Below are 15,165 nucleotides of genomic sequence, written 5' to 3'. Positions count from 1 at the left end.
CAGCGGCTGGCGCTCAGAGGCGAAAAATTCACAGCAGGAACTACGCTTTTGTCAGGATGACCGGTACGCTTTTATACGCCGGAGTCAAACTTTGTGTGTCCACCGCATCCAGCGAAAGCAGGACATTCGCTTCTGGAAGATAAGCGCCTATTGAGCCCACCGCCATGTTGTAAATCACCACCGTCAAGCCGCACATAATGCGATCCGCACAGGGCTGGCCGCTGTCGTCCAGCGCCTGAACGTTGACCACATCTCCCTGGCTCAGACCGCGAGTCGCCGCTTCTTCAGCGCTTAAAAACACCACATCCCGACGACCGGTAATGCCACGGTAGCGATCGTTCATACCATAAATAGTGGTGTTGTATTGATCGTGGCTGCGCAGCGTCGCCAGAACCAGTGCATCGGCAGGCTGATTTTCTCGCTCTACCGCCCGCTGATGGCTGACGATAAAATTGGCTTTACCATTCGCCGTACGCCATTCACGGCGCGAAGCGGGCGTATCCATACGAAATCCGCCCGGCTCGGCAATACGGGCATTGTAATCGTGGAACGCCGGGATCACGGCTTCAATGGCGTCACGGATCAGCGCGTAGTCCCCGGTTAACGCTTCCCAGTTGATCGGCGAAAGCGGCAGAGTGGCGTGTGCCATGCCCGCCACAATCGCGGGTTCCGATTTTAACCAGCGGGAAGCTGGCTTCAGCGCGCCGCAGGAAGCGTGGACCATCGACATCGAGTCTTCGACGGTCACCGACTGGATCCCCGTCGCCTGAATGTCGCGCTCCGTTCGACCTAATGCAGGCAGCAGGTAATTATGCTTTGCCAGCAGCAAATGCGATCTGTTCAGCTTGGTCGCAATATGCACCTGCAGATCCAAATTTTTCATCGCCGCAAAGGTACGCTGCGGCTGCGGCATCGCCACCGCCAGATTGCCACCCATGCAAATGAGCGCTTTTGCCTCTCCCAGTTCGATGGCCCGAATACTCTCCACGCTGGAGCGGCCATGTTTACGCGGCACACGGATAGAAAAATGCGTCTCAAGGCGCTGCAGGAAGTCTTCGGATGCCGCTTCGTTGATCCCCACGGAACGGTCGCCCTGCACGTTAGAATGACCGCGCAACGGGCAGATCCCCGCCCCAGGCTTACCCATATTGCCTTTCAGCAGCAGCAGGTTTACCAGTTGCTGGACGTTCTCAGTACCGTTTTTATGCTGGGTGATGCCCAGACCATAACAAATAATAGTGGCACGAGATTTACTGTAGCTGTGTGCCAGGTCCTCCATCTGACTGCGCGTCAGGCCCGAGTCCTGTTCCAGCTCCGCCCAGTTATGCTGACGTAAGTCATCATACAGCGCTGCATATCCAGCAGTATGCTCATCGATAAACGCATGATCGAGTGTCGGTTGCTGATCCAGTAAGATCCGCGCTTCATCCATTTCGATCAGCGCCTTCATGATGCCTTTGAGCAGCGAGGCGTCACCGCCCATTTTTACCTGGTAGTAGTCGTTGCTCAGCTGCGTCGACTGGCCGGTGAACATCTCTTTCGGGCTTTGCGGGAAACTAAAGCGCTCAAGCCCCCTTTCGTTCAGCGGATTGATAGAGATAATTTTAGCCCCGCGTTTGGCAACGTCGCGTAAGGTGGTCAGCATACGTGGATGATTTGTGCCAGGGTTATGCCCGATACAAATCACCAGATCGCAATGGTCAAAATCGTCAAGTTGAACGGTCCCTTTTCCAAGGCCAATGGCCGGCGTTAGCCCTGCGCTGGTCGGTCCGTGGCACATGTTTGAGCAATCAGGAAAGTTGCTGCTGCCATATTCGCGGGCAAAAAGCTGATACAGGAACGCCGCTTCATTTGACGTTCTGCCGGAGGTGTAAAACTCAACCTGCTGGGGTGAATCATAGCTGCGCAGACGCTCGCCGATCTCCTGGAAGGCGATATCCCAATCCACCGCCTGCCAGGTATCTGATGCTGCATCGTATTTCATCGGATGCGTCAAACGACCGATATTTTCCAGCTCATAATCGCTGTAGTGCCAGAGTGTGGAAACCGGGTGACGGCTGAAAAATTCCGGTGACGCTTTTTTACTGGTTGTCTCCCAGGAGACCGCTTTAACGCCATTTTCGCACAGCTCCATTGGCGCACGGTGCCCTGGGTCCGGCCACGCACAGCCCGGACAATCGAACCCTTTCACCTGGTTCATTTTGAACATCGCGATAATGTCGCGGGCGACAGCCTTTTGCGAAAACACCGAAGCAGTGACGGCTTTTACCGCGCCCCACCCACCCGCCGGGCCCTGATAACCGCTTACTCCTGGAACACCATTTTTCATTATTACTGCTTATTCACCGCCAATTTTTAATGGTGAATACGGTAGCAACTTCCGTCCAACATTGATTTCCTCTTCATGGAGTACGGACCGGGTACAATGAACGGGTTAGATTTATCTTCCCCTTTCAGCACAAAGCGACATAAAGTCCCAATCTGTTAAATTGAGTTCTACCTAACTGCTACACTGCATCAACACAACCACTCAGAAGGCAGGTCAATATGTCAGACAATACCTATCAGCCCGCGAAAGTCTGGACGTGGGAAAAATCGAACGGGGGCGCATTCGCCAATATCAACCGCCCGGTTTCCGGAGCCACCCACGAGAAAACGCTGCCGGTTGGCAAACATCCGCTGCAGCTCTATTCGCTGGGTACGCCAAACGGGCAGAAAGTGACGATTATGCTGGAGGAGTTGCTGGCGCAGGGGGTGAAAGGCGCGGAATACGATGCCTGGATTATCCGCATTGGCGATGGCGATCAGTTTTCCAGCGGCTTTGTTGAGGTGAATCCGAACTCGAAGATCCCGGCGCTACGCGATCACTCGCAAAACCCACCGGTTCGCGTATTCGAATCTGGCGCAATCCTGCTCTATCTGGCTGAAAAATATTGTTATTTCCTGCCGCAGGATTTGGCAAAACGCACCGAAACGCTGAACTGGTTGTTCTGGTTACAAGGCGCAGCGCCGTTCCTCGGCGGAGGCTTTGGCCACTTCTATAACTATGCTCCGGTAAAAATTGAGTACGCTATCAATCGCTTCACCATGGAAGCCAAGCGCTTACTCGACGTGCTGGATAAACAATTGGCGCAACATCAGTTTGTGGCCGGAGATGAATACACCATTGCCGATATGGCGGTCTGGCCATGGTTTGGCAATGTGGTTCTGGGCAACGTCTACGACGCAGCAGAGTTCCTTGACGCAGGAAGCTACGCGCACGTACAACGCTGGGCAAAAGAGATTGCAGCGCGTCCGGCGGTTAAGCGTGGTCGTATTGTAAACCGCACCAACGGACCGCTGAACGAGCAGCTTCATGAACGCCATGACGCCAGCGACTTCGATACCCATACCGAAGATAAGCGCCAGAACTAAAATAAATTGCCGGATGGCAACCGCTATCCGGCAATTTCATTCAGGATTTGTCACGCGCTGGTGACGTCGTACTCCATGCGGCGAAGTGCGTCTAACGTGGCTTTAGCTTCATCTTCATCAATGATGCTCATGGCGAACCCTACGTGCACCAGCACCCATTGCCCGACCAGCTCAGCTGTATCACCTTCACAAATCAGGGCAATATTGACATCACGTTTGATGCCGCACACTTCAACCTGCGCAAGCTGGTGAATATCTTCACCAACGGCCAGAACCTGACCAGGGACTCCAATACACATATCTGACTCCGCCCCATAGCAACCTATGGGTTATTCGACTTCAATACTTTTCACTTTCAGTGAATCGCCAGCATCAACCCGCAGACGATCGCCCTGACATTGTGGACACTGCGCATCATGCTGGGTGATTTCCACAACCTGACTGCAATCCCAGCACCATGCCTGGGCTGGCTTGTAATCAATATGCAGCTCACAACCCTGAGCCAGCGTCCCCTGACAGACGATGTCGAAACTGAAACGAACGGCGCTCTCTTCAACGCAGGAGAGCGCCCCTATTTCCAGCCAAACACCGGTTACACGTTTGACACCGTGCTGCTCTGCCTGCTGTTGAACAATCTCAACCGCGCTCTGACAAAGGGACAGCTCATGCATTTTCGCAGTTCCGACGACCCAGCAGCAACGCGCGGCGATTTAGCTGCGGCGCATTCGGATCGCTAACCGGTAGCGATAACAGCATTCGCGCGCAATCGTCAGTCAGACGCATGCCTTCTTGCGCCGACATACTGTGCGAAAGCGGCGACATCAGTGAGCAGGAAAGGTATTGCGATACGCCCTCCAGTTCACCAACGGTAAAGGTCATCTCGCCATACGGCAGACGCAGTCCGATTTTTTCGCTGACTTTACGCACCGGCCAGATCTGGTCCGGTCCGGGGAAAATCAGTGCGCTGAGCATCCAGGGCGTGATAATACACCCCGTCCACTGTCCTTCAAACAACGTAAATTCAGAGACATATACCGGCATGTTCGGATGCAGGAAAGAGAGATCGTGCATTGAACGCCGGGCAACCTCTTCAAACGCGGCCTGAATTTGCATCTTCGGGGCCGTCTGAAAACCGACAAACTCCTCAGACATGAGCCGCCTCCCGCGGGATCGCTTCAACACCTGATTCGCGAAGCGCGGCAAGAACCTGCTCAAGCGCGGGTTCAATCATCGCTTCAACCGTTGGCGTTAGTCCGATATGCGGCTCCAGCGATTCCGGAATAACACCGACTAACGTCAGCTTTTTCGGGAACTCGCCGGTGAAACGCAGGGCCGACAATACGTCGGCCAGACCAAGCTGGTGCGGTGAGATTTTGTTGGTAAACAGCGCCGGGATCTCTTCATCCCGCAGGACCATCAGCGTTCCTGGCGTGTTTTTCTTCGACACAATGGCGTCAGCAATGATCAGATGATCTCTGTTCGCCATATCACCGAGAAGCTCCATCCCAGCCGTACCACCGTCCAGAACATCAACAAAGTCTGGCAGGACGTACCGTTGTTCTAATGCCTCAACGATACGTACTCCGATGGCTTCGTCGGTCAGCAAAATATTGCCGACCCCTAAGACTAATATCCGCATTACAGAACCTTAACTGAGACCACTTCGTTCCCATCAACGTCCACCACATGCACCGCACATGACATACAAGGGTCGAAGGAGTGAATGGTACGAACCACTTCCAGCGGTTTGTTTGGATCGGCAATCGGCGTACCTAACAGCGAGCGCTCATACGGTCCCACTTCATCATTAAAGTTACGTGGGCCAGAGTTCCAGGTTGACGGTACTACCGCTTGGTAGTTGCTGATAATGCCATCTTTGATCACCATCCAATGAGACAGCATACCGCGCGGCGCTTCGAGGAAACCGACACCTTTAAATTCACCCGTTGCCGGGATATCCGGTTTCACGAAGGTGGTGTGGTCGCCTTTGCCGATGTTCACAATCAGCGCATTGTACTGATCCTGCAGAACGTTCTGCAGTTCACAGCAGTGAACGGTACGGCCAATAATACGGCCCAACGTAGAGTGCAGCTGTGACACTTCGATAGTTTTACCGGTCAGTTTGGTGTAAATCGCGATGATTTCATTCAGCTTGGCATGGGTAGACTCGCGTTTGGCCGCCAGTTTACACAGCATGTTGGCCAACGGACCCACTTCAACCGTTTTACCGTAGAAGGTCGGTGCTTTAACCCAGGAGTACTTGCCATCATCTGACCAACCGGTGTAATCAGGAACCGTTGTGCCTTCCCACGGAGCCTGCGGCGCTTCGTCTTTGTACCACGCGTGTTTCGCACTCTCCTGAATCCCTTTGATCAGGTACTCATCGGAGTGAGAGGTGATCGGACGATAGGTCGACAGATCTTCATTGGTGATGTAACCACCCGGGAACAGGAAGCTGCCGTTTTTACCGTCAGTCGGGAATTCCGGTGCGCTCAGATAGTTAACCGCACCTTGACCACGTTCCAGCCACTCAGGGTAAAACGCAGCAATAACCGCGGTATCAACCTTGTAAACCTGCTCAACGAAGTCGCTCAGCTTATCGATAAAGGACTTGATATACATCAGGCGCTCGAGGTTCAGCACGCCAAGGCCGTCGAGGTTAATTGGGTTAGCAACCCCGCCTACCGCCAGGTTCTGAATGTGCGGCGTTTTACCGCCCAACAGCGCCACAACACGGTTAGCATCACGCTGGCATTCCAGCGCCTGCAGGTAGTGAGCGACCGCAATCAGGTTCACTTCTGGCGGCAGCTGCATTGCCGGGTGACCCCAGCAACCGTTGGCAAAAATGCCTAACTGACCGCTGGCAACAAGGTCTTTGATCTTGTTCTGAACCTTAGTGAACTCTTCTGCGCTGTTCAGGTGCCAGGAGGACACGCCGTTCAGCATGGCAGACGCTTTCGCTGGGTCTGCTTTCAGTGCAGAGGTGATATCCACCCAGTCCAGCGCAGAGAGCTGATAGAAGTGAACAATGTGGTCATGCGTGGTGTGCGCGGCCAGAATGATGTTACGGATATACTGTGCGTTCACCGGAACATCAATATTCAGCGCGCTTTCTGCTGCACGAACGGAAGAGATAGCGTGAGTGGTAGTACAAACGCCACAGATACGCTGCACAATCATCCAGGCATCGCGCGGATCGCGGTTTTTCACGATCTCTTCCATGCCGCGCCACATGGTACCGGAAGCCCATGCTTTAGATACCACGCCATTTTCGATTTCGCAGTCGATGCGTAAATGACCCTCAATACGGGTTACCGGATCAATAGTAATTCTCTGGCTCATGCTTTGCTCGCCTCATGACGATTTTGATCGTTTTGTTTTAAAGGAGGAAGTATCGGCAGTAGACGAATGAGTACGATGTATGCACAAATCTCAATAGCCACAAAACCAATAGAAATCAACAGTTCTTCCCAGGTCGGGAAGTAGTGGTAGCCACCACCAGGATTGAACGCCACCAGCGAATAGGACAGACGCCATGTCGCACAACCCAGCAATGCGCTCAGCGCAGACAGATACAGCATGCGCGAGTCGTTACGCAACTTAGTGACGCGCAGCACCACCAGCGGGAAGACCATCAGCACGACTTCAATCCAGAACATCAGGGAGTAAAGATCGCCTGAGAACGCATAGGACAGCTTGTCGCGATAGATCAGTTCGCCAAAGCGCAGGACCACGAAAATCGCCAACAGCACACTGATGGTATTCGTCAGCTTGATGAACAAACTTTTCTCGTCCGGACCATTACCTTTCAGCCCGGCTTGTACCAACGAGCCTTCAAAGATGACGATCGAGAAGCCCATAATAAAAGCGGTTAATACGGAGAAAAGCGGCAACATTTCATAAGCTTGCCATAGCGGATGCACCTTATAGCCCGCAGAAATCATCAATGACCCCATTGAAGACTGGTGCATAGTTGGCAGCAGCGCGCCAAGGGCAATAATAAAGAACATCACTTTATTCAAACGTTTGAGAGAGACTTTCCACCCCAGACGTTCAAACAAAGCCGGAGCAAATTCCAGCGCCATGATGCCGATATAGATGGTCATACAAACCGCCGTTTCGAACAGTACCGAGTTCACGTTGAAGTGGCCCGGAATGTAGAAATACGGCAGGTTCCAGTAACGACCGACGTCAATGGTGATCGACAGACCACCCAGCGAGTAGCCAAACAGACTCGCCAGCAGCGCCGGACGTACCAGTGGATGGTATTGTCCTCTGTTGAAAACATACACCGCCCACGCCAGCGCCCAGCCACCACATGCGAAGCCGGTACCAATCAGCAGGTCAAACGCGATCCATACACCCCATGGGAAACCGCCGTTCAGATCGGAGACTGAGCCCAATCCGAAGACCAGACGTTTCACGATCAGGAGCATACACAGGACGATAAGCGGCCCAAAAATAATGACCGGTTTGCTGATTATTTTTCCGCCCAGCGGTTTAGGATCATGACTCATGATCGTCTCCTCCATCGTGATGGTCGTTTTTCGTGTTACGACGAACCAGCACGGTTAAGCCCGCCAGCGCAGCCAGGGGTAATATCATGCCCTTGTACAAGGAATGTTGAACATGTTCGGAACGCGCACCGGTTGAAAGATCATCCAGTTTCGGCAGATCCAAATCCTCGTAAGGAACGCCCGTCAGTACCATAACCTGTGTACCACCACCCTCTTTCTCGCCGTACAGATGGGGGTAATACTTCGGTACCGTATGCAGATAGGTATCGCCTGCTTTCACCGTCTGACGCGGATAGTGGTATTCGCTGCCAGGCTTCAGCGCGAGACGTTTTTTCGCCTCAGCCATCAGCTCTTCACGCGTACCAAAAATCACCGCACCGGCAGGGCACACTTCAACACAACCCGGTAAACCGCCTTTATCCAGACGCTCAACACCTTTCTGGTTACACAGTTCACATTTGTGAAGCGCACCAAACGGGTTGTTGTAGTCATACTTAGGCACATTGTACGGGCAGGCGACCATGCAGTAACGACAGCCCGTGCAAACATCTTTGTCATAGTGGACGATGCCGGTTTTCGGATCCTTCTTCAGCGCGGAGACCGGGCAAACGGAGACACAGTTCGGATCGACACAGTGCATGCACTGCTTCTTAATGTATGCGTAGCCGTTTTCTTCCTGGTCTTTGTTGACACCTGTTCCGCTACGCCACACCTGGATGATGTTATTGGTATACGGTGACAGTTTGTCGTTGTTCGACCAGGTCTGCTCGCCTTCCGGGTTACGCGCCGGGAAGTTGATATCCTGACACTTGGTGACACAGGCCTGGCAGCCTACGCACAGCGTCGAGTCATAGAGCATCCCAAGAGAACCAGGGATCGGCGGACGGTTTTCTGCAGCCGCATGGCTGATGGACGGCGCAGCGCCCAACAGCAATGCCCCGCTGGAGGCTGCTTTAATAAAGTTACGTCTGTTCACGGTTATTCTCCCCGTGAGTCAGCGTTATCTTTCTTCTGCTGACGCCCCAGTTCACGAACCGCCATCACGCTGACACCGGCAACCAGTCCTACTACGCCACCAAGCAGCCCAATCGCCCCGGCAGAAATATTGCCGCCTTCTTTCATATTGACGTCAGGTTTCTCGGAACGCGGTGTTTGGTTTTCCACATGAGCAAGCTGGTGAATACCTTTATGGAAACCGACACCTTCTTCGTTACAGCCGTAGCAAGGGTGACCGATAGCCACCGGCCACACGCCGCCAACATCGCAGAATTGCAGCGTTGAGCAGTTGCCGTAGGTTTCTGGTCCTTTACAGCCCAGATGGTAGAGGCACCAGCCTTCACGGTGACCTTCATCGCCAAACTCTTTAGCAAAACGACCTGCATCGAAGTGCGGGCGACGTTCGCAGTGTTCGTGAATCAAACGACCATAGGCAAATGTCGGACGGTTTTTGGTATCCAGCTTCGGCGGCTTACCGTAAGTGATGATATGCGCGACCGTTGCAAGGAAGTTGTGCGGGTTCGGAGGACAGCCGGGGATGTTGATGATGGTTTTGCCTGGCAGAACTTCCTGCAAGCCGACGGCACCCGTTGGGTTAACGCCAGCAGCAGCAACACCACCCCACGCGGCACAAGAGCCGATGGCAATGATAGCGGCAGCGCCTTCTGCGGCCCGGCGGATGTGATCTACGATCGGCTCACCGGCAACCATGCAGTAAATACCATTGTCTTTCAGTGGGATAGAACCATCTACAACCAAAACATATTGCCCTTTGTACTTCTCCAGAGCGTTATGTTTATTCTCTTCGACCTGGTGGCCGAAGGCGGCAGAGAGTACCTCATGGTATTCCAGAGAGATTGTCTCCAGAACGAGGTTTTCCACTGTAGGGTGTGTCGCGCGAAGTAGCGATTCAGTACAACCCGTACACTCCTGCGCACCAATCCAGATAACCGGTGGACGCTGAGGACGAGAAACTGATTCGGCCATTTCTGCGGCGGCTTTGCTACTGAGCCCCATGGTAGCGGCCAGTGCTGCACAAAGCTTCATGAAATCACGGCGATTGATGCCGTTCGAATTGATGAGAGAGTTATCTCCAGTCATTTTATAGTTATTCCGTTGCGAAGACCTGGCTTTTATTTTGCACCTTTCGCATGTTGCATATTGCGATCGGCGCGCCATTTACCACACTTTTTATATGGTTATGTGCATTATAATACTTCGGCGGAGCAACAAAACGAAGGCGTAGGTCAATAGTGTAATTAATTAAAGCAAGATAATACCCCTTTCGGATCAAGCTTCGAGACGATAGCCAGCCATGAAAAAACGAATTGTTGTACTGGACTGGTTCTCTTTAAAGAAATCCATAACCATCTCTTTATCCAGCCCATAGCGACGCGTGAGGATCCCCGCTTCCCACGCGCTGAGCTGTCGATCGCCCGTTTTTTCAAACATTCGATGAGAAAATCCCAGCACAAAACCGCGTTTATAATCAGCACAAAAATTGGCCGCCGTGCGTGCGCTATCCGCACTTGACGCGTTTAATCCGGCCATCAAGCCTTTTCCAAAATGGTTGTCCATGCATAACCTCCAATCGCTATATAACAAATTATATAGCGATTTTTTAAGCAAAGACCAGAGGTATCACGTACTTTTTTATGCCCGCTTAAAAGGACACCCATTCATCCTTTTTAGCGGCCGCAGGCGTTTTGCTGTCTGCTGAAGGGGAAGCGGTACTGGCGGCGGCGTACTGCACATCGTTTGCTGAAAGGCGGAACTGTTGTACCGAGCGTTGCAGCTCCTCCGTTTGCCGTTCAAGCGCCACAGCCGCGGCGGAAACTTGCTCTACCAGCGCGGCGTTCTGTTGCGTTACGCTGTCCATCTGCGTGATCGCCACGCTCACCTGCGAAATGCCCTTATTCTGTTCTTCTGAGGCAGAAGCAATTTGCTTCATGATAACGGTCACTTCGGTGGCTCCGCGCAGAATCGCCTCCATGGTTAATCCCGTCTCTTTAACCAGTCGAGCGCCCTGATCGACGCGACGCGACGATTCGCCAATCAGCGTCTCAATCTCTTTCGCCGCCCCGGCGCTACGGCTGGCAAGGTTACGCACCTCACCGGCAACAACGGCAAAACCACGCCCCTGCTCACCTGCTCTGGCAGCTTCAACTGCCGCGTTCAGCGCCAGAATATTGGTCTGGAAGGCAATGCTATTAATAACAGACGTAATTTCCGCGATCTGTTTAGAGCTGGCGGCAATGCCGTCCATCGTCTCAACCACTTCTGAAACCAGGCTGCTCCCTTTACCTGCCGTCTCTGTCGCCGTATCGGCAAGCTGGCTGGCTTCACGCGCATTTTCGGCGTTCAGTTTTACCGTTGCGGTCAGTTGCTCCATGCTGGCAGCGGTCTCTTCCAGCGCCGCAGCCTGCTCCTCAGTACGCGATGAGAGATCGTTATTGCCGGTGGAAATTTCCGTAGCCCCTCGCCAGATGTTGTCACTACCTGAGCGAATTGTACTGACGGCTTCGCGCAGGCTGTCCTGCATCGCGCACAATAACGGCACCAGTTGGCCCACGCAGTTACGGCCAAAATCTTCGATTGGATGGCTGAGATCGCCCTGAGCAATCTGCTGGAACTGCTGGCGGATACGTCCCAGGGGTTTCACCATCATGGCGACGAGGTAACGATCTGTGAAGAACAGGAGAGCAATACCGAGGACCACGGCGGTAATAATTAGCGTCCTGATGATAGACGTTTTGCCATCGACCATGACACGCGTGGTATCAAGCCGCTCACCTGCCGTGGCGTTAAAACGTTCGGCACTGGCGCCAAATTCACGGCTCAGCGCTGGCGTAACGGTGCTGGCATGCTCCGCAAAGGCCGTAAGCGTGCCCTGCTGCGCCAGTTGCATTTGCGGAATCACCCCGTTATCCAGCAGCGCCTGCCACTTCGTCAGTACCGCCGCGGCAACGTCCGGATCCATAGGCCCCGGAGACAACGTTTTCATCTCCTGGAGTTTTTTGCTCATATTCTCCAGGGACTGCTGCGCTGGTGCAAAATCAGGCGTTCCGCCGCTCATTTTGACATCCATGGCGCGACTTAAGCGCGTTACGAAGCGAAAATACTGATCGTTCCCCTGACTGAGCACCGTCATCTGATGGACAAGATGACGGTCAATATCATTGCCTTCAGATATTTTTGATAAAGAATGAAGACTGAATAAACCCACGCCAGACCAGAGCAGGCAAAAAAGTCCCAGTATTGCCAACATGACAATACGAATAGTGAAGTTTTTCAGCAAACGCATAATAATTTCCTTGCCGTTGATGAGGAATTCGCCATCAGGCGATACTTATCCTTGTTATCGGCAGGCAACAGAGAAGATATAATGCATTCTTTATTTTTTTACTTTCTTAAGTGCATCCAATATTATTTACACTATATCAACATGAATGCTAATGAAATTAGCTAGCATTATTATTCAGATAATTAACCTGAAGCATTAAATAATCCCTTGTTTTCTATCGTAAATATTTGTTAAACCATGCAAGAGTACGCTCCCAGGCCAAATCAGCGGCAGCATTATCATAACGCGGTGTCGAGTCATTATGAAAACCATGATTAACGCCGGGATAGATATATGCCTCATAGACTTTCTTATTGGCTTTGAGCGCCGCTTCATAGGCAGGCCATCCCTCATTAATTCGGGTATCTAATTGCGCATAGTGCAGTAATAAAGGCGCTTTGATTTTAGGGACATCTGATGCAGGAACCTGACGCCCATAAAAAGGCACTGCGCAGGCCAGTTCAGGAAAAGCAACGGCTGCGGCATTCGATACGCCACCACCGTAGCAAAATCCGGTGATACCCACCTTTCCCGTCGCGCCTGAATAACGCTGCATAAATTCAATGGCGGCAAAAAAGTCATTCATCAGCTTTACGGGGTCAACCTGCTGCTGCAACTCCCGACCTTTATCATCATTGCCAGGATAGCCCCCTACTGAACTTAATCCATCAGGCGCGAGTGCAATATAGCCCGCCTTCGCCACCCGCCGTGCCACATCCTCAATATACGGATTCAGCCCACGATTCTCATGCACCACCACTACCGCCGGAACTTTCCCCGTCGCTTTCGCAGGTTTAACCAGATACCCACGCACATCACCATGCCCTTCAGGTGAAGGATAAGTCATGTATTCCGCCAGGATATCAGGATCGGTGAACTCCACCTGCGTTGCGAGGGCATAATTGGGTTTCAACACATTGAATAATGCCAGCGCCGTCATACCACCGACTGCATATTTCGCAGCAAGATTGAGAAACTCGCGTTTCGTTATTTTGCCATGAGCGTAATAGTCATAGTAGTCGAGCAATTCTTGCGGAAAGTCTTTGGCAGTTAGACGCGGCATGGCAGCACTCCAGATCGATGTTTTTTTAAGCAAAGCACAGTGGTCTGTTTTTGCCCAGTTTTTCATTCCAGTGTGACCTGGTGAACGGGATATTCATCATGAACCCGCTAGAATAGAAACGTTGTTTCGAAATTCACCTGCACTAAGGAGATCTCATGGACTGGTTTGCCAATCCTGAACGTTACGAGCAGATGCTCTATCGCTACTGCGGGCGCAGCGGTTTACGTTTACCCGCGCTATCGCTGGGTTTGTGGCACAGTTTTGGGCACGTTCAGGCGCTGGATTCACAGCGCGCTCTGCTGCGTAAAGCATTTGATTTAGGCATCACGCATTTTGATTTAGCCAATAACTACGGGCCGCCTCCGGGCAGCGCAGAAGAGAATTTTGGCCGATTACTGCGCGAGGATTTTGCACACTATCGTGATGAACTGATCATCTCCACCAAGGCAGGCTATGACATGTGGCCAGGGCCATACGGTTCTGGCGGTTCGCGCAAATACCTGCTCGCCAGCCTCGACCAGAGCCTGAAACGCATGGGCCTCGACTATGTCGATATCTTCTACTCGCACCGCGTTGACGAAAATACGCCAATGGAAGAGACCGCCTCAGCGCTGGCCCATGCGGTGCAAAGCGGTAAAGCGCTGTATGTCGGCATCTCATCCTATTCCCCGGAGCGTACGCAGAAAATGGCCGAGCTGATGCGGGAATGGAAAATTCCGCTGCTGATCCACCAGCCTTCTTACAACCTGCTTAACCGTTGGGTAGACAGCAGCGGTCTGCTGGATACGCTGGAATCCAACGGCATGGGCTGCATCGCATTTACGCCGCTGGCCCAGGGGCTGCTGACGGGGAAATACCTCAACGGCATTCCGGAAGGTTCACGCATGCAGCGTGAAGGGAAAAAAGTTCGTGGGCTGACGGAAAATATGCTGACGGAAGAAAACCTTAACAGCCTGCGTTTGCTCAATGAGATGGCGCAACAGCGCGGACAGTCGATGGCGCAAATGGCCTTAAGCTGGCTGCTGAAAGACAACCGGGTGACGTCGGTATTAATTGGCGCCAGCCGACCGGAGCAACTGGAGGAGAACGTTCAGGCGTTGGCTAACCTGACGTTCAGCGCCGAAGAACTGGCGCAGATCGATAAGCATGTCACGGATGGTAAACTGAACCTGTGGCAGGCCTCATCTGACAAATAGCCGTTTGTAACTCTGTGCCGGGAAGCGGCGTTAGCCTCCCCGGCACGTAACAGGGCCAGCCAATCCCTTCACACCTCTTCCGCTTAGATCTCTGGACGTTGAAATTCCGGCCACACCAGCGCGACAAGCGCAGGATAAGCCTCCAGACTGAACTCCCTGAAGCACTGGCGTAAGTTAAGCACATCCAGATCGGCATGCGGGACTTTCTCACCGCTCAGACAGCGCTTTTTTATATTGTCGTAATATTTATACACCGCAGAGTTGAGATCGCTACAACGCCGCTGTGCATCAAATAGCCCTGGCGTCTCATTTAGCTCTACCATTGTCATCCGCTTGATCGTTGAGTGGATAAAATCGATATATTCGTGATTAACGCGCCAATACCATACTGGGGTAATCGAATTCATCAGTACCGAAAAATGATCTTCCCCCTCTTCTTTACTCAGCATTTCCGGCTGGTTTTCAGAGTGCCCATTTTCTGCATATCGGTTTTTATTTGCACTGCGCATCAACAAAAGTACCCCGCAGGTAAGCAATAGCAGGGTAATAACAGAATAAAATATACTGTTCATATACTGGCTCCATTTTTTTTGATTTTAAAATTACGCCATGCTATTGTCAACGCAGCCTGGTTTA

15 protein-coding genes are annotated in these 15,165 nt (G+C 52.4%); 2 read left to right on the top strand and 13 right to left on the bottom strand.

Annotated features, from left to right (window positions below; all coding sequences use genetic code 11):
• Nucleotides 1–40 precede the first annotated feature (40 nt).
• Nucleotides 41–2,329: an FdhF/YdeP family oxidoreductase gene (locus HV345_RS04050; protein ID WP_181636275.1), complete on the bottom strand. Its 2,289-nt coding sequence runs from the start codon at nucleotides 2,327–2,329 to the stop codon at nucleotides 41–43.
• A gap of 218 nt (nucleotides 2,330–2,547) precedes the next feature.
• Between HV345_RS04050 and yghU the strand changes: the two genes are divergently transcribed.
• The gene (gene yghU / locus HV345_RS04045) at nucleotides 2,548–3,414 is read left to right on the top strand and encodes a glutathione-dependent disulfide-bond oxidoreductase (RefSeq protein ID WP_181629818.1); all 867 of its coding nucleotides are present in this window, start codon (nucleotides 2,548–2,550) and stop codon (nucleotides 3,412–3,414) included.
• 50 nt (nucleotides 3,415–3,464) lie between these two features.
• On the opposite strand, the gene hybG is transcribed toward yghU, so the two are convergent.
• The 11 genes from hybG to yghX all read right to left on the bottom strand — a co-directional run bounded on the left by hybG (nucleotide 3,465) and on the right by yghX (nucleotide 13,333).
• Nucleotides 3,465–3,713: a hydrogenase maturation factor HybG gene (gene hybG / locus HV345_RS04040; RefSeq protein WP_003024459.1), complete on the bottom strand. Its 249-nt coding sequence runs from the start codon at nucleotides 3,711–3,713 to the stop codon at nucleotides 3,465–3,467.
• Between the two features lie 30 nt (nucleotides 3,714–3,743).
• Nucleotides 3,744–4,085, bottom strand: coding sequence for a hydrogenase maturation nickel metallochaperone HypA (hypA, locus tag HV345_RS04035; protein ID WP_016157467.1), 342 nt, complete (start codon nucleotides 4,083–4,085; stop codon nucleotides 3,744–3,746).
• Nucleotides 4,078–4,566, bottom strand: coding sequence for a hydrogenase-2 assembly chaperone (gene hybE, locus HV345_RS04030; RefSeq protein ID WP_181636274.1), 489 nt, complete (start codon nucleotides 4,564–4,566; stop codon nucleotides 4,078–4,080). The genes hypA and hybE overlap by 8 nt, the downstream gene beginning before the upstream one ends.
• Nucleotides 4,559–5,053, bottom strand: coding sequence for a HyaD/HybD family hydrogenase maturation endopeptidase (locus tag HV345_RS04025; protein ID WP_181636273.1), 495 nt, complete (start codon nucleotides 5,051–5,053; stop codon nucleotides 4,559–4,561). Before HV345_RS04025 ends, hybE begins: the two co-directional genes overlap by 8 nt.
• Entirely contained in the window at nucleotides 5,053–6,756 is a 1,704-nt protein-coding gene (gene hybC / locus HV345_RS04020; RefSeq protein WP_181636272.1) for a hydrogenase 2 large subunit, read from the bottom strand. Before hybC ends, HV345_RS04025 begins: the two co-directional genes overlap by 1 nt.
• Complete coding sequence (gene hybB, locus HV345_RS04015; RefSeq protein WP_016154492.1) at nucleotides 6,753–7,931, bottom strand: Ni/Fe-hydrogenase cytochrome b subunit; 1,179 nt, start codon at nucleotides 7,929–7,931, stop codon at nucleotides 6,753–6,755. Before hybB ends, hybC begins: the two co-directional genes overlap by 4 nt.
• On the bottom strand, nucleotides 7,921–8,907 hold the full coding sequence (gene hybA / locus HV345_RS04010; RefSeq protein WP_003828357.1) for a hydrogenase 2 operon protein HybA: 987 nt from the start codon (nucleotides 8,905–8,907) through the stop codon (nucleotides 7,921–7,923). Before hybA ends, hybB begins: the two co-directional genes overlap by 11 nt.
• Nucleotides 8,908–8,909: 2 nt before the next feature.
• The gene (gene hybO, locus HV345_RS04005; protein ID WP_016154493.1) at nucleotides 8,910–10,028 is read right to left on the bottom strand and encodes a hydrogenase 2 small subunit; all 1,119 of its coding nucleotides are present in this window, start codon (nucleotides 10,026–10,028) and stop codon (nucleotides 8,910–8,912) included.
• Between the two features lie 189 nt (nucleotides 10,029–10,217).
• Nucleotides 10,218–10,505: a DUF2623 family protein gene (locus HV345_RS04000; protein WP_016154494.1), complete on the bottom strand. Its 288-nt coding sequence runs from the start codon at nucleotides 10,503–10,505 to the stop codon at nucleotides 10,218–10,220.
• An 85-nt stretch (nucleotides 10,506–10,590) separates the two neighbouring features.
• Nucleotides 10,591–12,231, bottom strand: coding sequence for a methyl-accepting chemotaxis protein (locus HV345_RS03995; RefSeq protein WP_181636271.1), 1,641 nt, complete (start codon nucleotides 12,229–12,231; stop codon nucleotides 10,591–10,593).
• A 214-nt stretch (nucleotides 12,232–12,445) separates the two neighbouring features.
• Nucleotides 12,446–13,333, bottom strand: coding sequence for a YghX family hydrolase (gene yghX / locus HV345_RS03990; RefSeq protein ID WP_047499231.1), 888 nt, complete (start codon nucleotides 13,331–13,333; stop codon nucleotides 12,446–12,448).
• A gap of 155 nt (nucleotides 13,334–13,488) precedes the next feature.
• On the opposite strand from yghX, the gene HV345_RS03985 reads away from it, so the two are divergent.
• A complete protein-coding gene (locus HV345_RS03985) occupies nucleotides 13,489–14,529 on the top strand; it encodes an aldo/keto reductase (RefSeq protein ID WP_101700279.1) in 1,041 nt (346 codons plus the stop codon).
• An 83-nt stretch (nucleotides 14,530–14,612) separates the two neighbouring features.
• On the opposite strand, the gene HV345_RS03980 is transcribed toward HV345_RS03985, so the two are convergent.
• Nucleotides 14,613–15,101 carry an ESA_00282 family adhesion-associated protein gene (locus HV345_RS03980; RefSeq protein ID WP_181633238.1) on the bottom strand — a complete coding sequence of 163 codons (489 nt, stop codon included), beginning with the start codon at nucleotides 15,099–15,101 and terminating at the stop codon, nucleotides 14,613–14,615.
• Nucleotides 15,102–15,165 lie beyond the last annotated feature (64 nt).

This window comes from Citrobacter sp. RHBSTW-00986, assembly GCF_013783065.1.
Classification (GTDB): Bacteria; Pseudomonadota; Gammaproteobacteria; order Enterobacterales; family Enterobacteriaceae; genus Citrobacter; species Citrobacter braakii.
The sequence above is the reverse complement of the archived record's forward strand: the minus strand, read 5'-3'. Positions and strand labels throughout refer to the sequence as shown.

Bases quoted from the DNA above. Each gene is read 5' to 3' on its own strand.
- HV345_RS04050 (WP_181636275.1), bottom strand. From the start codon at position 2,329: ATGAAAAATGGTGTTCCAGGAGTAAGCGGTTATCAGGGCCCGGCGGGT.
- yghU (WP_181629818.1), top strand. From the start codon at position 2,548: ATGTCAGACAATACCTATCAGCCCGCGAAAGTCTGGACGTGGGAAAAA.
- hybG (WP_003024459.1), bottom strand. From the start codon at position 3,713: ATGTGTATTGGAGTCCCTGGTCAGGTTCTGGCCGTTGGTGAAGATATT.
- hypA (WP_016157467.1), bottom strand. From the start codon at position 4,085: ATGCATGAGCTGTCCCTTTGTCAGAGCGCGGTTGAGATTGTTCAACAG.
- hybE (WP_181636274.1), bottom strand. From the start codon at position 4,566: ATGTCTGAGGAGTTTGTCGGTTTTCAGACGGCCCCGAAGATGCAAATT.
- HV345_RS04025 (WP_181636273.1), bottom strand. From the start codon at position 5,053: ATGCGGATATTAGTCTTAGGGGTCGGCAATATTTTGCTGACCGACGAA.
- hybC (WP_181636272.1), bottom strand. From the start codon at position 6,756: ATGAGCCAGAGAATTACTATTGATCCGGTAACCCGTATTGAGGGTCAT.
- hybB (WP_016154492.1), bottom strand. From the start codon at position 7,931: ATGAGTCATGATCCTAAACCGCTGGGCGGAAAAATAATCAGCAAACCG.
- hybO (WP_016154493.1), bottom strand. From the start codon at position 10,028: ATGACTGGAGATAACTCTCTCATCAATTCGAACGGCATCAATCGCCGT.
- HV345_RS04000 (WP_016154494.1), bottom strand. From the start codon at position 10,505: ATGGACAACCATTTTGGAAAAGGCTTGATGGCCGGATTAAACGCGTCA.
- HV345_RS03995 (WP_181636271.1), bottom strand. From the start codon at position 12,231: ATGCGTTTGCTGAAAAACTTCACTATTCGTATTGTCATGTTGGCAATA.
- yghX (WP_047499231.1), bottom strand. From the start codon at position 13,333: ATGCCGCGTCTAACTGCCAAAGACTTTCCGCAAGAATTGCTCGACTAC.
- HV345_RS03985 (WP_101700279.1), top strand. From the start codon at position 13,489: ATGGACTGGTTTGCCAATCCTGAACGTTACGAGCAGATGCTCTATCGC.
- HV345_RS03980 (WP_181633238.1), bottom strand. From the start codon at position 15,101: ATGAACAGTATATTTTATTCTGTTATTACCCTGCTATTGCTTACCTGC.